Source organism: Sphingobacteriales bacterium (assembly GCA_016719635.1).
GTDB lineage: Bacteria > Bacteroidota > Bacteroidia > Chitinophagales > JADIYW01 > JADJSS01.
The window spans coordinates 602,395-621,978 of the sequence record JADJYT010000001.1 but is presented as its reverse complement, the minus strand read 5'-3'; the positions used below and the strand labels follow the sequence as shown (position 1 = coordinate 621,978).

General features: G+C 42.3%; 13 protein-coding genes. 10 read left to right on the top strand and 3 right to left on the bottom strand.

The window, feature by feature from the left end; genetic code table 11:
- Positions 1-3: 3 nt before the first annotated feature.
- Positions 4-879: a hypothetical protein gene (locus tag IPM95_02845; protein ID MBK9328255.1), complete on the bottom strand. Its 876-nt coding sequence runs from the start codon at positions 877-879 to the stop codon at positions 4-6.
- A 77-nt stretch (positions 880-956) separates the two neighbouring features.
- On the opposite strand from IPM95_02845, the gene IPM95_02840 reads away from it, so the two are divergent.
- The 5 genes from IPM95_02840 (at position 957) to IPM95_02820 (ending at position 12,164) form a co-directional block, all read left to right on the top strand.
- On the top strand, positions 957-1,619 hold the full coding sequence (locus IPM95_02840; GenBank protein ID MBK9328254.1) for a transglutaminase domain-containing protein: 663 nt from the start codon (positions 957-959) through the stop codon (positions 1,617-1,619).
- A gap of 101 nt (positions 1,620-1,720) precedes the next feature.
- Positions 1,721-2,104, top strand: a complete 384-nt coding sequence (locus IPM95_02835) for a hypothetical protein (GenBank protein ID MBK9328253.1) — start codon at positions 1,721-1,723, stop codon at positions 2,102-2,104.
- Positions 2,105-2,241: 137 nt separating this feature from the next.
- Positions 2,242-5,172: a leucine--tRNA ligase gene (locus IPM95_02830; GenBank protein ID MBK9328252.1), complete on the top strand. Its 2,931-nt coding sequence runs from the start codon at positions 2,242-2,244 to the stop codon at positions 5,170-5,172.
- A 219-nt stretch (positions 5,173-5,391) separates the two neighbouring features.
- A complete protein-coding gene (locus IPM95_02825; GenBank protein MBK9328251.1) occupies positions 5,392-11,217 on the top strand; it encodes a M36 family metallopeptidase in 5,826 nt (1,941 codons plus the stop codon).
- Positions 11,218-11,348: 131 nt separating this feature from the next.
- Positions 11,349-12,164, top strand: a complete 816-nt coding sequence (locus tag IPM95_02820; protein ID MBK9328250.1) for a hydroxymethylglutaryl-CoA lyase — start codon at positions 11,349-11,351, stop codon at positions 12,162-12,164.
- Here the strand turns inward: IPM95_02820 and IPM95_02815 are convergent.
- A complete protein-coding gene (locus IPM95_02815) occupies positions 12,157-12,852 on the bottom strand; it encodes a YggS family pyridoxal phosphate-dependent enzyme (GenBank protein ID MBK9328249.1) in 696 nt (231 codons plus the stop codon). The two genes, IPM95_02820 and IPM95_02815, sit on opposite strands and share 8 nt — an antisense overlap.
- On the opposite strand from IPM95_02815, the gene IPM95_02810 reads away from it, so the two are divergent.
- Genes IPM95_02810 through bioA form a run of 5 tightly spaced genes read left to right on the top strand, consistent with a single transcriptional unit; the run spans position 12,851 to position 17,496 of the window.
- Positions 12,851-13,369 (top strand): DUF4296 domain-containing protein, encoded by a 519-nt coding sequence (locus tag IPM95_02810; GenBank protein MBK9328248.1) that lies wholly within the window; start codon positions 12,851-12,853, stop codon positions 13,367-13,369. The genes IPM95_02815 and IPM95_02810 overlap by 2 nt on opposite strands.
- A 30-nt stretch (positions 13,370-13,399) precedes the next feature.
- Entirely contained in the window at positions 13,400-14,386 is a 987-nt protein-coding gene (gene bioB, locus IPM95_02805; GenBank protein MBK9328247.1) for a biotin synthase BioB, read from the top strand.
- A gap of 23 nt (positions 14,387-14,409) precedes the next feature.
- Entirely contained in the window at positions 14,410-15,555 is a 1,146-nt protein-coding gene (locus tag IPM95_02800; protein ID MBK9328246.1) for a pyridoxal phosphate-dependent aminotransferase family protein, read from the top strand.
- Positions 15,555-16,238, top strand: a complete 684-nt coding sequence (gene bioD / locus IPM95_02795) for a dethiobiotin synthase (GenBank protein ID MBK9328245.1) — start codon at positions 15,555-15,557, stop codon at positions 16,236-16,238. The genes IPM95_02800 and bioD overlap by 1 nt, the downstream gene beginning before the upstream one ends.
- Positions 16,225-17,496, top strand: coding sequence for an adenosylmethionine--8-amino-7-oxononanoate transaminase (gene bioA, locus IPM95_02790; GenBank protein ID MBK9328244.1), 1,272 nt, complete (start codon positions 16,225-16,227; stop codon positions 17,494-17,496). The genes bioD and bioA overlap by 14 nt, the downstream gene beginning before the upstream one ends.
- Here bioA and IPM95_02785 read toward each other — a convergent pair.
- On the bottom strand, positions 17,482-19,566 hold the full coding sequence (locus tag IPM95_02785) for a ComEC/Rec2 family competence protein (protein ID MBK9328243.1): 2,085 nt from the start codon (positions 19,564-19,566) through the stop codon (positions 17,482-17,484). The genes bioA and IPM95_02785 overlap by 15 nt on opposite strands.
- Positions 19,567-19,584 lie beyond the last annotated feature (18 nt).

Genomic DNA, 19,584 nt, shown 5'->3' with positions numbered 1-19,584 from the left:
GGTTTAATAAAGTTCGTCCAGTTTAATCTTTAGGTATTTGTTGACCGCGAAAAAGGTACTCGTAATGGAAATTAAAATACCAAAAACGATTAAACCAAGAGCTATGAAAAGCAAAGTTACAAAATCCTGCTCTTCTATTCGAACAGAAAACTTATAAATTGTTAAGTAGATGATGCCTCCTAAAAGCAGGATGGAAATGGCAGAACTGATCAAACCGGAGATGATGGATTTTAAGATATAAGGTTTGATGATAAACCACTCATTGGCGCCAATCAGCTGCATGCTGCGTATGGTGAAGCGTTGGGAATACATCATTAAACGAATCGTATTGTCAATAATCATAAAGACTACTACCAGCATGATAAGGCTCAGGATGGCAACACCGATAGTGACGGGTCGTAGGGTTCGTGCAGCCGTACTGACTGCTAAATCAGAATAAAATACTTCCTGAACTCCGCGTAACCCAATGAGTGCGGATTTTACATCTTTAATAAAATCAGGGTTGGAAAATTCTGCCTTTAGATTAATGATGTATGCATCATACAAAGGATTGCTTCCTAAAATTTCGCGAAAGTTTTGACCTAATTCCCTTTCAAACTGTTCAGCTGCCTCATCTTTGCTTTTAAACGTGATTTTAGAGATGTAGTTTTGTTTTTTCAGGTAAGCTGAGATAGTTTTCTTCTGAACTTCGGTGATGTCTGTTTTTAAATTAAGGTCAATCTGTACACTTTCTTTGATTTTATTGATTTCTTTTTGTACAACAAAAACACCAAAGGAGAATAACCCTATCAGCAGCAATATCATGGCAATGCTGATAATGGCATATGCAAAGCTGGGTTTGCGTTTCTGCGGTACCTTCTGCTGCAAATCTTCTGACATTTGACGAAAATAAGGATTTTTTAATTACTTAACCTCTAACTTTATTCACAGCCTGTGTGATTTTGTACATTTGTGCAATGAATAATGTGTCTTTAGGAATTGATTTATATGTACAACCCACTTATTTCGTTGACAGCGAGCAGCCGGATATTCAGCGATTTGTAAAAAACACCATCGGCAACGAAGTGGATAAAACCAAAAATGCCGTTAAGTTATATTACGCCGTTCGTGATGGTTGGAGATACAATCCTTACAATATAGATTTACGCCATGTGGCGATGAAAGCCAGTTCACTCTTCAATAGAGAAAATAAGAGCGGATATTGCATTGAAAAGGCGTGCCTTTTGAATGCGTGTCTGCGTGCTGCAGGTATCCCCAGCAGGTTTTGTTTTTTTGATGTGAAAAATCACATTGGCGTGGAGAAATTAATGGAGACCTTAAAGACAGATGTTTTGGTTTTTCACGCCTGTTCAGAGATGTACCTCAATGGTAAATGGGTTAAGGCGACACCGGCATTTAATCTTGAACTCTGTGAACATTTAGGTGTACCACCTCTTGAATTTGACGGAATAAATGATTCTATATTTCAACAGTATGATGTCAGTGGCGGCCTGTTTATGCAATACCTCCGTGATTACGGTACTTTTCATGATGTCCCGCACGACATGTTTGTCATGCTTTTGAAGAAAAGCTACCCTCATTTCTTTTTGAAACAGGAAGAAAAAGCATTATTTAGATAGATTTTCCGCAAAACCTATAAAAATCATTTTCCGAGATGATTTTTATCATACTATTTTACTGAAGTTATTTACATCTTCGTATTAAATTAAATTAAACGATTATGACTACACAAAAGTATTTATCTGAACTTCATCACGACCACAGAGAATGGAAAAACCTGCTTTCTTTTTATGGAGAAGATTTGGAAATAATGAAAAAGCGACTGGAAGAAATATCCCACAAAAATTCTGACAGAGAGATGCATGGATGGGTGGAACGGTTTCAGAATAAATTGATTATTCAGGAAGAGCAAATTGATATCTTAAAGCATGATATCAGCGCATGTGAAGGGGATGTCGTCAGGAACATAGAAGATAATCCAACAGCCAGTGACCATCGTAAATTAGAAGATCACACGGATTTAAGAGAGAGAGTACAAACATTTGAGTTATTATTCAACAAACTGCGTAAGGATTTGAATACTTTCGTGGCAAAGTGGATATAACTGATCTTTTTCGTTATTTTATTATCCCGGCTTACGCCGGGTTTTTTTATCTAACAATACCATAAAACCCAAAGAATCATATTATTCAGTCAAATCATTAATTTCGTACTTAATTTTTTGACTTATTTTAATCAGATATGCAGTACAACTTTTCAGAAATAGAAGAATTTGCCAGGAAAAAATGGGATAATCAGAAAGTGTATAAAGTCACGGAGGATACATCCAAACCCAAATTCTATATCCTGGATATGTTTCCGTATCCAAGCGGTGCGGGGTTGCATGTCGGGCATCCGCTGGGGTATATCTTTTCCGATATTTATGCACGCTACAAAAGAATGCAGGGATTTAATGTGCTGCATCCCATGGGCTTTGATGCTTTTGGTTTGCCGGCTGAGCAGTACGCCATTCAGACCGGACAACATCCTGAGAAAACCACAAAGGATAATATCAAGACCTACATCAAACAGCTGCAAAAGATCGGTTTTTGCTACGACTGGGACAGGCAGGTCACTACCTGCGATCCGGCCTATTACAAGTGGACCCAATGGATTTTTCTTAAATTATACAATTCCATTTATTGCTGCAAAAATAAATGTGCATATGATGTTGCTGTTTTAATCAAACATTTTGAAGAACACGGCAATCATAACAATACGGCATTTGCAAATGTAGATGTTCTGGCGTTTTCTGCCGAAGATTGGAGAAATTTTTCAGCTTTGGAAAAACAATCCATACTCATGGAATACCGTCTGGCATACCAGAAAGATTCTTTTGTAAACTGGTGTCCGGCTTTGGGTACGGTGCTCGCGAATGATGAAATCGTAAATGGTGTTTCCGAACGGGGAGGGCATCCCGTAGAAAAGAAAAAAATGTCGCAATGGTTCCTGCGTATAACCGCTTATGCAGACAGGCTTTTAATCGGACTGGATACGCTCGACTGGACGGAAAGCATGAAAGATATGCAGCGCAACTGGATCGGAAAATCCACCGGTGCGATGGTGTCGTTCCCGCTGAAAGGACATGAAGGGAAAATCGATGTGTTCACCACAAGGGTGGATACCATTTTTGGAGTGACATTCTTGGTGATAGCACCGGAACATGATTGGGTGAAACAGATTACAACGCCTGAATATACTGCAGAGATAGATTCCTATGTTAAATTGTGCGCCTCCAAATCTGATATCGAACGGCAGGCAGAGAAAATGGTTTCCGGTCAGTTCACCGGCGCTTATGTCCTGCATCCATTCACCAATGCGGAAATACCCGTTTATATTGCAGATTATGTGCTGGCAGGTTACGGTACGGGTGCTGTGATGGCGGTTCCGAGCGGCGATCAGCGCGACTATCTTTTTGCTGAAAAATTCAATTTGCCGAAACCCGCCATACTGGATGCCCAGAAAAATCTGGACTTGGAAGCTGACCCTACAAAAGATGGTAAATACATCAATTCTGATTTTATCAATGGAATGGAATATAAAGAGGCGACCGCTTTGTTGATTCAGAGATTAGAAGAACTTAAGCTGGGCTATGGCAAAGTGAATTTCCGTATGCGGGATGCAGGCTACAGCCGTCAGCGCTACTGGGGTGAACCGTTCCCGATTTATTATGATACGGATGGCATCATACACACGGTGGAAGAAGACAAACTTCCGGTTACGCTTCCATCTGTTGAATCCTACAAACCGACCGGCACGGGCGAAAGCCCTTTGGCAACTGCCACAGAATGGGTGACACAATTTGGGGGGGGTACCCGTATGGAAACCGATACCATGCCCGGTTATGCCGGCAGTTCCTGGTATTTTCTGCGCTACATGGACCCGAACAATACGGGGGCGTTTTGCAGTAAGGAGGCATCTGATTACTGGCAGAATGTCGATTTCTACGTAGGCGGCAGCGAGCATGCCGTTGGGCATTTATTGTACTCCCGGTTCTGGCATAAATTCCTGAAAGATGTTGGAAAAGTAAGCACCGAAGAACCATTCAAAAAAATGGTGAATCAGGGAATGATACAGGGGGTGAGTAAGTTTGTGTATAGATTTACATTCTCAGATGTTCACTATGATGATGGTAAGATTTTATTAAGTAATGATTTGGGCTTCAATTCAATTTTAATTTCGAAAAATGATTATAAAATACTTTTAGACAAAGAAGACAAGCTTAAACCAGACTATTTATCTTATTTTGAGAATATTTTTGATAGTTATTATATTAAAAGAACTATTGCAATAGGAGGAGCTTCTTTGCAAATGCTACATGTTGATATAAAATACGTAAAAAATGATATTCTTGATATTGAAAGATTAAAAGCTGAAGATATCAATTATAAAGAGGCTGTTTTCATTACAGAAGAAGATGGAAATTACTATTGCGGCAGTGAAGTCGAGAAAATGTCCAAATCTAAATTCAATGTCGTCAATCCTGACCAAATCATTGACCAATACGGAGCAGATACATTCCGCATGTATGAAATGTTCCTCGGGCCTATAGATACCGCCAAACCCTGGGATACCAATGGCATTTCAGGCGTGGCGAATTTCCTGCGCAAATTCTGGCGCCTGTTCTTCGATGATTTCGGAAATGTGAAATATACGGATAATGAACCCGTACAGGAAGAATTGAAAATCCTGCATAAAACCATCCGGAAAGTAAATCAGGATATAGAAAACCTAAGTTTCAATACCTGCATCTCTACATTTATGATTGCCGTGAATGATTTGTCCAAATTCAAATCCGTTTCCAAATCCGTCCTGCAGGAGCTGGTGAAATTGATAACCCCGTTTGCACCGCACACCGCTGAAGTCCTTTGGACTCAATTGGGCAACGACTCATCTGTAACGGATGCCGCTTACCCCGTTCATAAGGAGGCTTACCTGCTGGAATCTGCCTTTAATTATCCCATTCAGATCAATGGCAAACACCGGGCCAATTTGGAAATACCACTGGATATGTCCAATGATGATATCCAGAAACTCGTGCTTTCCGATGAGAAAGTGTTAAAATTTACCGAAGGAATGGAACCTAAAAAATTCATTGTCATTAACGGACGCATTATAAATGTAGTGGTCTGAAAATAGCAATTAATTGAATTTCAAAACTTTAAACTGTATTTCTTTGATTTTCCTTCGGGTTTTAAAAATATAATTGATTAATTATCAATAAATTCTGAATATTTCTGAATGGTTATTTTTTTCAACACTACCCTAACGGGTATTGGTTAATGTTAATTAATTAGTAGATTTACAATAATAAAGCCAACTAAGATGATAATGAGAATTACACTAACTCCAATGTTAGTTTTCCTTGTATTTTGCCTTTTTGCAGGCAGTGTCAAAAATGACGCATTAAAATACCTCCAATCCAACAAAAAAGAATTTGCATTATCTGAAAATGACATTGCCAATTTGCGTGTATCTGATGAGTACACGGATGTCACCACCGGGATTACACATATCTGGTTTCAGCAATGTGTGAACGGCATCGGTTTAAAGAATAGTTCCATTGCTCTTCACTTTAAAGACGGAAAACTGATCTACAATACGTCCAACGGTGTGGTGGATTTAGCTTCCAAAGTGAATAAGGTGGATGCTTCTTTAAAACCGGAAGATGCCCTGAGAAGGGTAGCAGCTCTGATGAATTCAACAGCAACAGGTGCTTTCAATCTGGATAAAAAGAAAAGTGACAATGACATGGTTTTCAAACCTGTCAACAGCCTTACGGATGATCTGGTCTATGTTAAGAAACTATTTTACACAGATGATAAGGATAATATCCGGCTTGCCTGGGAAGTATATATAGAAGAAATAGGTCATAATCATATCTGGACCTATGCCATTGATGCAAATACCGGCGATTTAATCAAAAAAGTGGATGAAGTGGTGCATTGTAAGGTGGTACCCGGTATGTATGGTTCCTCTTCAGTCTACGACAACATACCGGACCCACTTGGCCACAGCGAAAGACTTGGCAATGGACCGGACGACCAGCAATTGGCAGCGGCACAATATAGGGTATATCCATACAATGTAGAAGCGCCTACTTTTGGTGCTCGTCAGTTATTGTCAGATCCTAATGATGTTACCGCTTCTCCTTATGGCTGGCACGATACAAACGGCTCCGCAGGGGCTGAATTTACCATTACCAGAGGAAACAACGTGAGTGCTTATCAGGACGTGGACGCAAATAATGTGATTGATGCCGGCTCACAACCGAATGCCGGGGCATCGCTGGTTTTTGATTATCCGATTGATTTTAATCTCAGAATGGATAGTGCCATTAACGCCAAGGCAGCTGTGACGCAATTGTTTTATATGAACAATATGATGCATGATATATTTTATAAATACGGTTTTACTGAAGCAGCCGGTAATTTTCAATCCAATAATTACGGAAGAGGAGGAACAGCTGCAGATTTTGTATATGCAGAAGCTCATGACGGAAGTGGTACGGATAATGCTAACTTCTCCACTCCTGCAGACGGACAAAAACCAAGAATGCAGATGTATTTGTGGAGCAATGGGGCAAGACCAACTTTAACCGTTAATCAGCCACCTGCTATTGCGGGAAATTATGATGCTACACCCGCTAATTTTGGTCCGTGTGCCTTTAATGTGACAGGGTCAATCGTTAATGCCATCAGTAATGGTTCTTCACCGACATCTTATGTTTGCAGCACCATCTCAAATGGTTCTTCCGTTTCAGGTAAAATTGCGTTGATTGACAGAGGAACCTGTAATTTTTCCGAAAAAGTTTATTACGCCCAACAAGCCGGCGCAATTGGTGCCATTATTATAAACAGACAGTCTGCAGGGGATAGTTTAGTTACGATGGCTTCAGGTACAAATGGTACACTTGTAACAATACCGAGTTTGTTTGTTACGTATGCTACCGGTCAAATCCTGAGAAATAATATAGCAACTGCCGTGGTCAATATGTCTGCTAGTAATTGTACCAAATTGGACGGTGATTTGGATAACGGAATTGTTTCTCACGAGTATGGACATGGTATTTCGAACCGTTTGGCAGGAGGCCCTTCTAACAGCTCTTGTTTAGGAAATGCGGAACAGGGTGGTGAAGGATGGAGCGATTTCTTTGCATTAGCTTTATCTCACAGACCTGGCGATACAAAAAATACGGCAAGAGGTTTAGGAACTTATGTTTATAGAAGCTCTCCGGACGGCATTAGAGTTTATCCTTACTCTTATGATATGTCCGTTAATCCATGGACATACGCTGACGTTGCTAGCATTCCGGATCTTACAGGCGGCACCATTTTAGGACCTGAAGTACATACCTTAGGTGAAGTATGGTGTGCAACTATTTGGGATATGTATTGGAATTTAATTGATAAATACGGATACAGTTCAGATTTACTAAACGGAACGGCAGGAAATAACAGGGCAATAAAACTGGTTATTGAAGGACTAAAATTACAACCGTGCAGCGGTGGATTTTTAGATTATAGAAATGCTATCTTGAAAGCTGATTCTACTTTGTACGGTTATGCCGATAAATGTGAAATCTGGTCTGCATTTGCACGAAGAGGCATGGGGTATACTGCTTTACAGGGTTCTGCAAATAACGGAAGGGATCAAACAGCTAAATTTGATATGCCTCCATCATGTACTACGACGCCAACCGCAACGGCCTCCTTCACCATGAGTGATTCGACGGTATGCATAGGGGGCAGTTTAGTGTTTACGAATACCTCTACGGCATCGAGCGGCAGCCCGGACTCTGTCCGGTGGACGATAAATGGCGGTACACCCTCCACTTCTACCTCCACCACGACCGTGAGTTCAGTTTTCAGTACCCCCGGTACCTATACGATCACCTTAAGGGCTTATAAGGCAGGCAATGCAAGTGCACCGTTTAGTAAGACGATTCGTGTTAAATCGAAACCGACGGTTACGGTGAACTCCCCGACAATCTGTTCGGGCCAGACGGCGACGCTGACGGCAAACGGAGCGACCAGCTACACATGGACAGGCGGTTTGAGCGGCAATCCGGCGACGACACCCGCCTTAACAAGTGCAGCCACCTATACGGTAACAGGCACAGCAGATGGCTGCAGCAATACGGCAGTTGCATCGGTATCCGTGACGGCATTGCCAACGGTAACGGTGAACTCCCCGACCATCTGTTCGGGTCAGACAGCGACGCTGACAGCCGGCGGCGCAACGAGTTATACCTGGACAGGCGGTTTGAGCGGTAATCCTGCGACTACCCCTGCCTTAACAGGAACGGCCACCTATACGGTAACGGGCACAGCGGGCGGCTGCAGTAAAACAGCGGTAGCGACGGTCACAGTGACACCATTGCCAAGCGTAATAGTGAACTCTCCGACGATCTGTTCCGGTCAGACAGCGACGCTGACGGCCGGCGGAGCGACGAGTTATACCTGGACAGGTGGACTGACGGGTAATCCGGCGACGACACCTGCCTTGTTTTCAACTACGACCTATACGGTAACAGGTACGGCGAGCGGATGTACGAATACGGCGGTAGCCACGGTGAGCGTCTCGTCCGGCTTAAATGTGACGGTAAATTCCCCGACAATCTGTGCGGGTCAGACGGCGACGCTGACACCAAACGGAGCCACGAGCTACACGTGGACAGGCGGACTGAGCGGCAACCCTGCAACGACGCCTGCTTTAACAGGAACGACGACATATACAGTGACAGGAAGCAGTGGAGCGTGCACAGGAACAGCGATAGCGACGGTTACGGTGACGGCCTTGCCGACGGTTACGGTGAACTCCCCGACAATCTGTTCGGGCCAGACGGCGACGCTGACGGCAAACGGAGCGACCAGCTACACATGGACAGGCGGTTTGAGCGGCAATCCGGCGACGACACCCGCCTTAACAAGTGCAGCCACCTATACGGTAACAGGCACAGCAGATGGCTGCAGCAATACGGCAGTTGCATCGGTATCCGTGACGGCATTGCCAACGGTAACGGTGAACTCCCCGACCATCTGTTCGGGTCAGACAGCGACGCTGACAGCCGGCGGCGCAACGAGTTATACCTGGACAGGCGGTTTGAGCGGTAATCCTGCGACTACCCCTGCCTTAACAGGAACGGCCACCTATACGGTAACGGGCACAGCGGGCGGCTGCAGTAAAACAGCGGTAGCGACGGTCACAGTGACACCATTGCCAAGCGTAATAGTGAACTCTCCGACGATCTGTTCCGGTCAGACAGCGACGCTGACGGCCGGCGGAGCGACGAGTTATACCTGGACAGGCGGACTGACGGGTAATCCGGCGACGACACCTGCCTTGTTTTCAACTACGACCTATACGGTAACAGGTACGGCGAGCGGATGTACGAATACGGCGGTAGCCACGGTGAGCGTCTCGTCCGGCTTAAATGTAACGGTAAATTCCCCGACGATTTGTGCGGGTCAGACGGCGACGCTGACACCAAACGGAGCCACGAGCTACACGTGGACAGGCGGACTAAGCGGCAATCCTGCGACGACGCCTGCTTTAACAGGAACGACGACATACACAGTGACAGGCAGCAGGTGGAGCTGTACAGGAACAGCGATAGCGACGGTTACGGTGACGGCCTTGCCGACGGTAACGGTGAACTCGCCGACAATCTGTTCGGGCCAGACAGCGACGTTGACGGCAAACGGAGCGACCAGCTATGTATGGACAGGCGGTTTGAGCGGCAATCCGGCGACGACACCTGCCTTAACAAGTGCAGCGACCTATACGGTAACAGGCACAGCAGATGGCTGCAGTAAGACGGCAGTTGCATCGGTATCCGTGACGGCATTGCCAACGGTAACGGTGAACTCCCCGACAATCTGTTCGGGTCAGACAGCGACGCTGACAGCCGGCGGAGCGACGAGTTATACCTGGACAGGCGGTTTGAGCGGTAACCCTGCGACTACCCCTGCCTTAACAGGAACGACCACCTATACGGTAACGGGCACAGCTGGCGGCTGCAGTAAAACGGCGGTAGCGACGGTCACGGTAACACCATTGCCAACGGTAACGGTGAACTCCCCGACAATCTGTTCGGGTCAGACAGCGACGCTGACGGCCGGCGGTGCGACGAGTTATACCTGGACAGGCGGACTGACGGGTAATCCGGCGACGACACCTGCCTTAACGAATACGACCACCTACACGGTAACAGGTACGGCGAGCGGATGTACGAATACGGCGGTAGCCACGGTGAACGTCTCGTCCGGCTTAAATGTGACGGTAAATTCCCCGACAATCTGTGCGGGTCAGACGGCGACGCTGACACCAAACGGAGCCACGAGCTACACGTGGACAGGCGGACTGAGCGGCAACCCTGCAACGACGCCTGCTTTAACAGGAACGACGACATATACAGTGACGGGAAGCAGTGGAGCGTGCACAGGAACAGCGATAGCGACGGTTACGGTGACGGCCTTGCCAACGGTAACGGTGAACTCGCCGACGGTTTGTTCGGGCAATACAGCGACCCTGACGGCAGACGGAGCGACGATATACACCTGGACGGGCGGCTTGAGCGGCAACCCTGCGACGACACCGGCATTGTCAAATACAACAACTTACACGGTGACGGGAAGTACGGGATCCTGCAGTAAAACGGCAGTAGCTACAGTGACGGTAAACTCAACCCCTGCGACACCGGCTATTACCCAAAGTAATGATACGTTATACAGCAGTACCATTGTAGCCGGCGCTTCTTATGAGTGGTATAAGGGTGGTGTATTGATTGCAACAACTTCAACACCATTTTATGAAATTACATCGCAGGGAGTATACACATTAAAGGTGAAGAGCGGAGATTGTGCATCAGAAGTATCCCCTAATTTCTCAGCGATATATACCGGAATTAGAAATGCTGCGAATTCTGTAAGCGTATTTGAAATCTACCCAAATCCGACGGATGGAAGACTGGTGCTTAATCTGAACTTAACCAAAAATTCTATGGTTAAATGGACAATATTCAGTTCTGATGGCAGAGAAATGGTACAGAAATCATATTCAGTAACAAAGGCTGTTTTCGAAGAATTGAATATTAATGAATATGCCGGCGGAGTTTATATAATTAAATTAAATGTAGATAATGAGGTACATTATCATAAACTGGTAAAAGAGTAATAAATCCTTAAAAGAATACAAAAATCCCCGGTTTTAACCGGGGATTTTTTATTTGGATATCTTTTTATTATTTTCATGCATAAAATCATTTTGTGGCTTCCGTAAAAATAATAGAATGCCCCCGCGATGCAATGCAGGGAATTAAAGGGTTTATTCCAACATCTAAAAAGATAGAATATTTGAACGCGTTGCTGAAGGTAGGATTTCATACACTGGATTGCGGCAGCTTTGTTTCTTCTGCATCCATTCCTCAGATGGCAGATACTAAAATCGTTATTCCACACCTGAAACTGGATGAAACGGAAACTAATTTATCTGTGATTGTGGGGAATAAAAGAGGAGCTGAGGATGCCTGCGAATTTGACGAGATTACCTATTTAGGATATCCATTTTCCATCTCGGAAACGTTTCAGCAACGAAATACAAATTGCAGTATTGAAGAATCCTTACTCAGGGTAGATGAAATCATGAATATCACCGAATGTGCAGGTAAGACATTTGTTTGTTATATATCTATGGCATTTGGAAATCCGTACGGTGACTTTTATGATGCGGCATTGGTCGAACATTGGGTGGACAGATTACTGGAAATGGGCGTTACTAAATTTTCGGTTTCAGATACGATAGGCGTTGCTACACCAGAGCTGATTACCAATGTTTTTTCAGTCTTATCCAATGATTTTCCGGAAATTGGGTTCGGTGCCCATTTTCATACCACACCAGCTACCTGGCGGGAAAAGGTGGAGGCAGCCTGGGAAGGCGGATGCAACAGGTTTGATGGTGCGATAAAAGGGTATGGCGGTTGTCCGATGGCAAAAGACGACCTGACGGGAAATATGCCAACAGAGAATTTACTGGCTTATTTCGATGAAATGAATATCGAACATGGTTTGAATAAGGATGCTTTTATTGAAGCAATGAGTATAGCCAATACTATTTTTAAATAGGGATGGTTGGATTTCTTATAATTTCTCTGTCGCCGAATATGGCGGATCCAACTCGTATCATGGTAGAACCGGCTTCCAATGCAATTTTGTAATCTCCGCTCATACCCATGGAAAGCACATTAAAAGATGGGGTATTCTTAAAATAAGTTGATTTTAGCTCCTCGAAAAAATCCTTTAATCGTTTGAATTCATTTTTTATCAAAACCTGGCTTTTGGTATTGGTGGCCATTCCCATTAATCCGACAATGCGGATGTTTTTCAGTGCATCAAAAGCTTTGATGTCCAGATGGTCGATCAGTTCATCTTCAGAGAATCCGGATTTATTGGTTTCAGCGGCAATATGTATTTCTAACAGTACATCAATGGTCCGGTTGTTCTTTAACGCTTGTTTGTTGATTTCAATGGCCAATCTTAATGTATCGACAGAATGAATCAAACAGATAAACGGGGCAATGAATTTTACTTTATTGGTTTGCATGTTACCCACCATATGCCACTGGATATCTTTGGGCAGTGCTTCCTGCTTTACAACCAATTCCTGAACCTTATTCTCCCCAAACAACCTATGGCCGGCATCGTATACTGATTGAATCTCTTCAACAGGCTTGGTCTTGGATATCGCAACCAATACTGCATTTTTATCTTTAGCAATTTTTGTTATATCTTGTAAGGCGGAAATATTAGCCATGAGCAGAAATTATTTTTTTTATAAATATAAGGCATTTTTTGTAGTGGCAATAGTATCCTGTCTATTTATTCTGTCCTGTTTTAGGAACCCTTATACTGATGAAAATTCAATAAAATTAACACATGCTAAATTTATAAAAGTTTTAGTGGATGTGTTGTTAATGGAATCTTATGTTGCGGAAAAGCTACCTGTTAGTACGGATTCGCTTTTACCGGTCAAATTAAGCCTTTATGATTCTATATTTTCATATCACAAAATAGACAGTTCGGCTTTTTATTCTACGTTGCGTTATTATCAGTCACATCCGAGAGAGTTTTCTGCCATTCTGCATAAAGTCGACTCAACCTTAAATAAAATCAAACCGGGTGATACAATCAATAGTATTCCTTCATTTGTTCCGCCTCCCAATATTGAACAATTACAGAGTTTTAGAGAACAGGAGAAATTGATGGGAGAGGAATATTTAAAGAATAAAAAACGTTTACAAAAAAATAAGACCAATAAGGATTATAATTAATTTTAGATTCATTAATTTACCGAACAATCGATTGTTATGATAAAGAATAGCTGGAACATTCAGGAAATAACTGAAGTCTATAACCAACCATTATTAGAGTTGATATATCAGGCTGCCACTGTTCATAGAAAATACAATGAAACCGGTGAGGTTCAGGTATGTACCTTGTTATCAGTAAAGACAGGCGGATGCCCGGAAGATTGTGCCTATTGTCCGCAGGCAGCCCGCTACCAGACTGGCGTGAAAGTGCATAAATTAATGGACTATGATGATGTGTTATCCAAAGCTAATGAAGCTAAACAAAATGGTTCGACCCGCTTCTGTATGGGCGCAGCCTGGAGGGAGGTAAGAGACAATAAAGACTTTGACAGAGTGATTGAAATGGTGAAAGGAGTGAACAGTTTAGGGATGGAGGTATGCTGTACCATGGGCATGCTGACAGCCGACCAGGCAAAAAGATTAAAAGAAGCCGGTTTGTCTGCATACAATCATAATCTGGATACGTCTGAAGAGCATTACGATAAGATTATTACGACCAGAACCTACGAAGACAGGCTGCAGACCATTGGCAATGTGCGGGAGGCTGGGATAAGTGTTTGCAGTGGGGGGATTATAGGATTAGGGGAGAGTCATGATGCCAGGATTGGCATGATTCATACCCTTGCCACATTGCCGGAACATCCGGAATCCGTTCCGGTAAATGCCCTGGTGGCCGTGGAGGGTACACCGCTGGAGGATATGAAGCGGGTTTCCGTATTTGATATGGTCAGAATGATTGCCACAGTTCGCATTACGATGCCTAAAACAATGGTACGCTTAAGTGCAGGTCGCCTCGACATGCCGGTCGCAGAGCAGGCTCTATGTTTTATGGCGGGTGCTAATTCCATTTTTGCAGGAGATAAGTTGCTGACAACCCCCAATCCAAGTTTTACAGATGATATGGCCATGTTCGATATATTAGGTCTAAAACCAAGAGAATCCTTTAAAATAGAACAGGAAGTTGTTGCTGCCCATTAAGCGGTAGCGTAATTACATGCCAAATGGAACTGGATGAACGTATACAAGGTTATTTGCAATCTCGTAAAGAAAATCACCTTTACAGACAGCTAACACATTCTGAACAACTCATCGATTTTTCTTCCAATGATTATTTAGGATTGGCACACTCGGCGTTTATACGACAACAGGTTGATGATGAGTTAGGTAGAAGAATATTTTGCAAGTCTGGTGCTACCGGGTCGCGATTATTGAACGGTAATTCAGTGTTTTACACGGATTTAGAAAAAATGTTAGCGGAAATTCACCACGCTGCAGCTGCATTGATGTTTAATTCAGGGTTTGATGCCAATGTCGGGTTGTTATCTACCGTTATTCAGAAACAGGATATTATCTATTATGATGAACTGGTTCACGCATCCATTCATCAGGGGATGAAGTTGAGCGGAGCTGAAAAAGTTTCGTTTCGGCACAATGATATGAAGGATTTGGAAGAGAAACTCAGGTGCAATACAGAATTTGAAGTTCGATTTATTATATCCGAATCTATGTTTTCGATGGAAGGAGACAAGGCTAAGTTGAAAGAATTAGCCATTTTGGCTAAACAATATAAGGCAAAATTGATTATAGATGAGGCGCATGCAACCGGACTTTTTGGCATAAATGGAAGTGGATTGTGCAATGAAGCAGGAGTAGAAGAATCCTGTTTCGCCCGGGTATATACCTTTGGAAAAGCCGTTGGAAGCCATGGCGCAGCCGTTGTGTGCAGTGAATTGTTGAAAAATTACCTGATCAACTTCTCAAGGAATTTAATCTATTCTACCGCTCTGGAAACGAATAATCTACTGCGTGTGAAACATAGTTATTTTTTTATTCAATCAAATAAAAATCAATTATTTAAATTAAATAAGATAATCAAATACTTTAAGTTTAAGCTATCAATGCTGAATAACTCTTTGGAAGTGTGTGGCGATGGCCCAATTTTTGGACTTGTGATTGGAGATAATCTGAAATGCAAAGATACTGCCGCTTATTTACAAAGTAAGGGGTTTGATGTCAGGGCTATCCTGTCGCCAACAGTTCCAACAACAACAGAGCGGATAAGAATAATTTTACATAGCTTTAACACAGTGAATCAGATTGATCGATTTTTTTATTATTTAATTGATTATCAAAGTATTGATAAATAATGAAAGGTTTTTTTGTTACCGGAATAGGAACGGATATAGGCAAAACTGTTGCGTCAGCCGTATTAGTGGAGGCACTAAAGGGTGATTATTGGAAGCCTGTGCAGTCTGGTAACCAGGATTTTACGGATGCCGACTTTGTTCGGGAGTTTACCATTCATCATCAAACCATTCATCCGGAAGAGTATTTGTTTAAAGCACCAGTTTCTCCACATTTGGCTGCTGAATTAGAATGTAAATATATTGATATACAAAATTTTATGATTCCAAAGTCAAATAATTACTTAATAGTAGAAGGGGCTGGGGGGGTGATGGCTCCGTTGAATAATAAGTATTTAATTAAAGATTTAATAATTAAGTTTCAATTGCCTGTTATTCTTATTTCTATGAACTATTTAGGCAGCATAAACCACACTATCCTGACCAATAATGCCTTAAATGAATCTGGTATTAAGACAGCAGGTATTATTTTTAACGGAACAGCAAATCCGGATAATGAGCGATTCATTTTAAATTATACAGGATTAAAGCTAATCGGTAATATTCCAAAAGCTGACATTATGTCTAAAGGTTTCATAGTTCAGCAGGCAAAGGCTATCAGGGGAAAGTTGATGGAAACGATTGCTTCTTATCCTGATCATTCCGACAACGACAATCAACTTCAAGTGGACTATGAATCTTTCTGAGCGTGACAGGCAATCTATCTGGCATCCGTTCACACAGCACCAAACTGCCAAAGATGCGATTGCCATTGTCAGCGGGCAAGGCGTTTATCTGACAGATGAACACGGTAATCAGTTTATTGATGCTGTTTCAAGCTGGTGGACAAATTTATTCGGGCATACGCATCCATTTATCACACAACAAATTAAAAATCAATTAGATAGTTTAGAACATGTGATTTTTTCAGGTTTCACACATCAACCGGCTGTTGAATTGGCCGAAAAGCTGGTGCAGATGTTGGGAAATGGACAGCAAAAGGTGTTTTTTTCAGATAATGGTTCTACCTCGGTAGAGGTAGCCTTGAAAATGGCTATTCAATACTGGTCTAACCTTGGTGAAGAACGAAATACGATTATTGCTTTTAAAAATGCCTATCATGGTGATACATTTGGAGCGATGTCTGTGGGGGCGCGCGGAGTCTTCCATCAGCCATTTGAACCGTTTCTCTTTGATGTTGCATTTATTGATTTACCGGATGAATCCAATTTTAGCCGGTTATTGACGGATTTTGAAGGAATTATATGTAAACAAAAAGTGGCAGCATTCATCTTTGAACCACTTATCCAGGGTTCTGCAGGCATGTTAATGTATAATCCCGGATTTTTAGATAAGTTGATTGAAACTGCCCAAAAAATGGATGTCATTTGTATCGCGGATGAGGTAATGACGGGTTTTGGAAGAACAGGCAATGTTTTTGCATCCGATTATTTGACCCATAAACCTGATATTTTCTGTCTTTCTAAAGGAATTACAGGTGGCTTTTTGCCGTTGGGAGTGACTACCTGCCATCAAAAGATATATGATGCATTTCTGAGTGATAACAAATCGAAGACCTTTTTCCACGGGCATTCCTATACCGGAAATCCTCTTGCCTGCGCGGCGGCCAATGCCAGCATGGAATTATTGACTCATTACATGCCAACAATTCAAACCTTGGTGGATTGGCAGCAGGAATACTGTCAAAGATTAAAAGATCATCCACAAGTTGCAAACCTGCGGCAATTAGGCACAATAGTAGCCTTTGAGGTCAAATCAGGTTCTGCTTCTGGTTATTTTAATAACTTACGGGATTTCCTGTATGATAATTTCATTCGGCGAGGCGTTTTGCTGCGTCCTTTGGGAAATACCGTATATGTTATGCCGCCTTATGTCATTTCCAAAGATGAACTTGGAAAAGTCTATCAGGTTATTTGTGAGGTCTTGGAATTATTGGATAATTAATGCACCCTCTGAGATATCCTTGAATCGGATGCGGGTTGCATTTAAAAGTCTTCTGTAGATTTTCAGGTGTCTGTTGTCATTATCACCGGATAGGAGCAGTTGGCTGAATTCAAAATCTGTTTTTAATTTAGCGGTATCTAAATAACAATTATCACTCAACACCAGAAAGTCTGTCTTCAGTGGCGGAGCAAAGTGTTTCCTTGAATTCTCTCTGGTAATAAAGTAAAATGATTTACCATAAACATACAGCAGATTTCTATAGTGATAGAGATGCTTTTCATAGATCGTATCATCCGATGTAGTATGTTGTACATGCTGAATTCGGAACATCCGGTATGAATTCTTTACAGAAAATTGTAAATCCTTCCGTTCAATGCTGTCTTTGCTAAGCAGCAATTGGTCATTTCCCCGATTAACTCCAATTGCCCAGTTTTTCCGGATGGCATATGCAATGATTTCATGGTTCTTCAGTTGTCGGATATCATGGACATACGACAATACGATTGTTGCGAGGAACAAGGTTAAACAGGCAAATAAATAGGTTGATTTCCTTAGAATAACGAATAATGAGAGAGAGGTGACCGCTACCAGCAGAATAACTAATTGTACCTTGGAAATGTATAAATTAAATAATTTCCCCATTGGCAGATTGGAGATAAAAAAAGTGAATTCTATAAACAGGCGGATTGTGATGGAATCTATCCAGCCTGTTATGGAAGCGATAAAAGGAATAAAGCTAAAGAAAACAACGAAAATACTCAGCCACAAGATGACCGCAGACAGCGGAATGGCGAAGATATTTGCCAGTAAGAAATAGGTCGGAAAATTGCCGAAATAATAAATACTTAGCGGAACCGTAAAAAGCTGTGCAGCAATTGAAGCTGACCATAATTTCCAGGTCCAGTCGATTAATTTTTTCGGGTGATAAAACAGCGAATAAATGGGATTGGTAAAAATAAATAATCCCAGCATGGCGAGATAGGAGAGCTGGAACCCGATGTCAAAAAGTGCATTCGGATCGATGAGCAGTTGGATAATGGCGGCACCGGACAACAGATTAATGCCATTCGTATTTTCATTCGTCAGGCTTCCAAAATTTAACAGGGAAAACAGAATGGCAGCCCGAACACAGGCCGGTGAAAGCCCGGTGATAAATGCAAACAGCCAGATAAACAGGAATACAAATACAAACTTTGCAATCTTTATTTTTTTATTTCGGTCTTTGATGAGACCGAGAAAAAATAACAACATGCCATAGATAATCCCGACATGCAAACCGGAAACAGAAAGTATGTGCATGATACCCGTATAGGCAAATGCATTGTACAATTCCTCATCGATTTCCGCCCGGTGTCCAAGTAAGATGCCGTCGGCAAGTGCAAAATTCTCCCTGTTGGGAATGTACTTTTCCAGAACGGACTGTATCGATATGCTGACAGCATTACTCCATCTCTTTATAAGTAATTTTTTGTGTTTCTGAAGTAGGATTATATCGCAGGGACGTATAAATTGCTGATGATTAATGGATTTATGGGATAGGTACTTCCGGTAATCAAATTGTCCGGGATTCCGGGCATTTTCAGTCGGCTTATAATTTAAAGGCAGTAATACCTCATCTCCTGTTTCATATAAGGGTTGCGTGCTGTCCTTTTTTATGTATATGAGCAGATTGCCTTCTGTATTTATTACTTTCCGGTTCGAGTCGACCACTTGTTCAATGATTATAATAGTCTTGTAGCTTTTATCTTTTTCTTCCAGTGGCTTGGATATGATTCCTTTCGCCCAAACCGCAGGGTAATTGCTGAAGTGCTGCTTCTGGCTTGCTGGTTTTTTGCCAGTAATGAGTATTCCACCGGCTAACAGCAGTAAAATAATGACAAGTACGGCATTTACTTTTTTTGAGGTAGTATTTTGTATGGTTAGATGTTGTAAAAAAGTAATCAGGAGAGTCAAAAATCCGGCAGCCAATAACCATTGAAACGGGATGTTCATGTAATCAAACAACCAGATACCGGTTGCCAAAGGAAGGACAATTCTCAATAATGGTGTATGTGATAACTTATATCGCACACACTAATATAATAAGAT

What these genes read in the sequence shown, in the direction of transcription:
- IPM95_02845 (MBK9328255.1), bottom strand. Translation starts at nt 879, where the DNA reads ATGTCAGAAGATTTGCAGCAGAAGGTACCGCAGAAACGCAAACCCAGC.
- IPM95_02840 (MBK9328254.1), top strand. Translation starts at nt 957, where the DNA reads ATGAATAATGTGTCTTTAGGAATTGATTTATATGTACAACCCACTTAT.
- IPM95_02835 (MBK9328253.1), top strand. Translation starts at nt 1,721, where the DNA reads ATGACTACACAAAAGTATTTATCTGAACTTCATCACGACCACAGAGAA.
- IPM95_02830 (MBK9328252.1), top strand. Translation starts at nt 2,242, where the DNA reads ATGCAGTACAACTTTTCAGAAATAGAAGAATTTGCCAGGAAAAAATGG.
- IPM95_02825 (MBK9328251.1), top strand. Translation starts at nt 5,392, where the DNA reads ATGTTAGTTTTCCTTGTATTTTGCCTTTTTGCAGGCAGTGTCAAAAAT.
- IPM95_02820 (MBK9328250.1), top strand. Translation starts at nt 11,349, where the DNA reads ATGCAGGGAATTAAAGGGTTTATTCCAACATCTAAAAAGATAGAATAT.
- IPM95_02810 (MBK9328248.1), top strand. Translation starts at nt 12,851, where the DNA reads ATGAGCAGAAATTATTTTTTTTATAAATATAAGGCATTTTTTGTAGTG.
- IPM95_02815 (MBK9328249.1), bottom strand. Translation starts at nt 12,852, where the DNA reads ATGGCTAATATTTCCGCCTTACAAGATATAACAAAAATTGCTAAAGAT.
- IPM95_02800 (MBK9328246.1), top strand. Translation starts at nt 14,410, where the DNA reads ATGGAACTGGATGAACGTATACAAGGTTATTTGCAATCTCGTAAAGAA.
- bioD (MBK9328245.1), top strand. Translation starts at nt 15,555, where the DNA reads ATGAAAGGTTTTTTTGTTACCGGAATAGGAACGGATATAGGCAAAACT.
- bioA (MBK9328244.1), top strand. Translation starts at nt 16,225, where the DNA reads ATGAATCTTTCTGAGCGTGACAGGCAATCTATCTGGCATCCGTTCACA.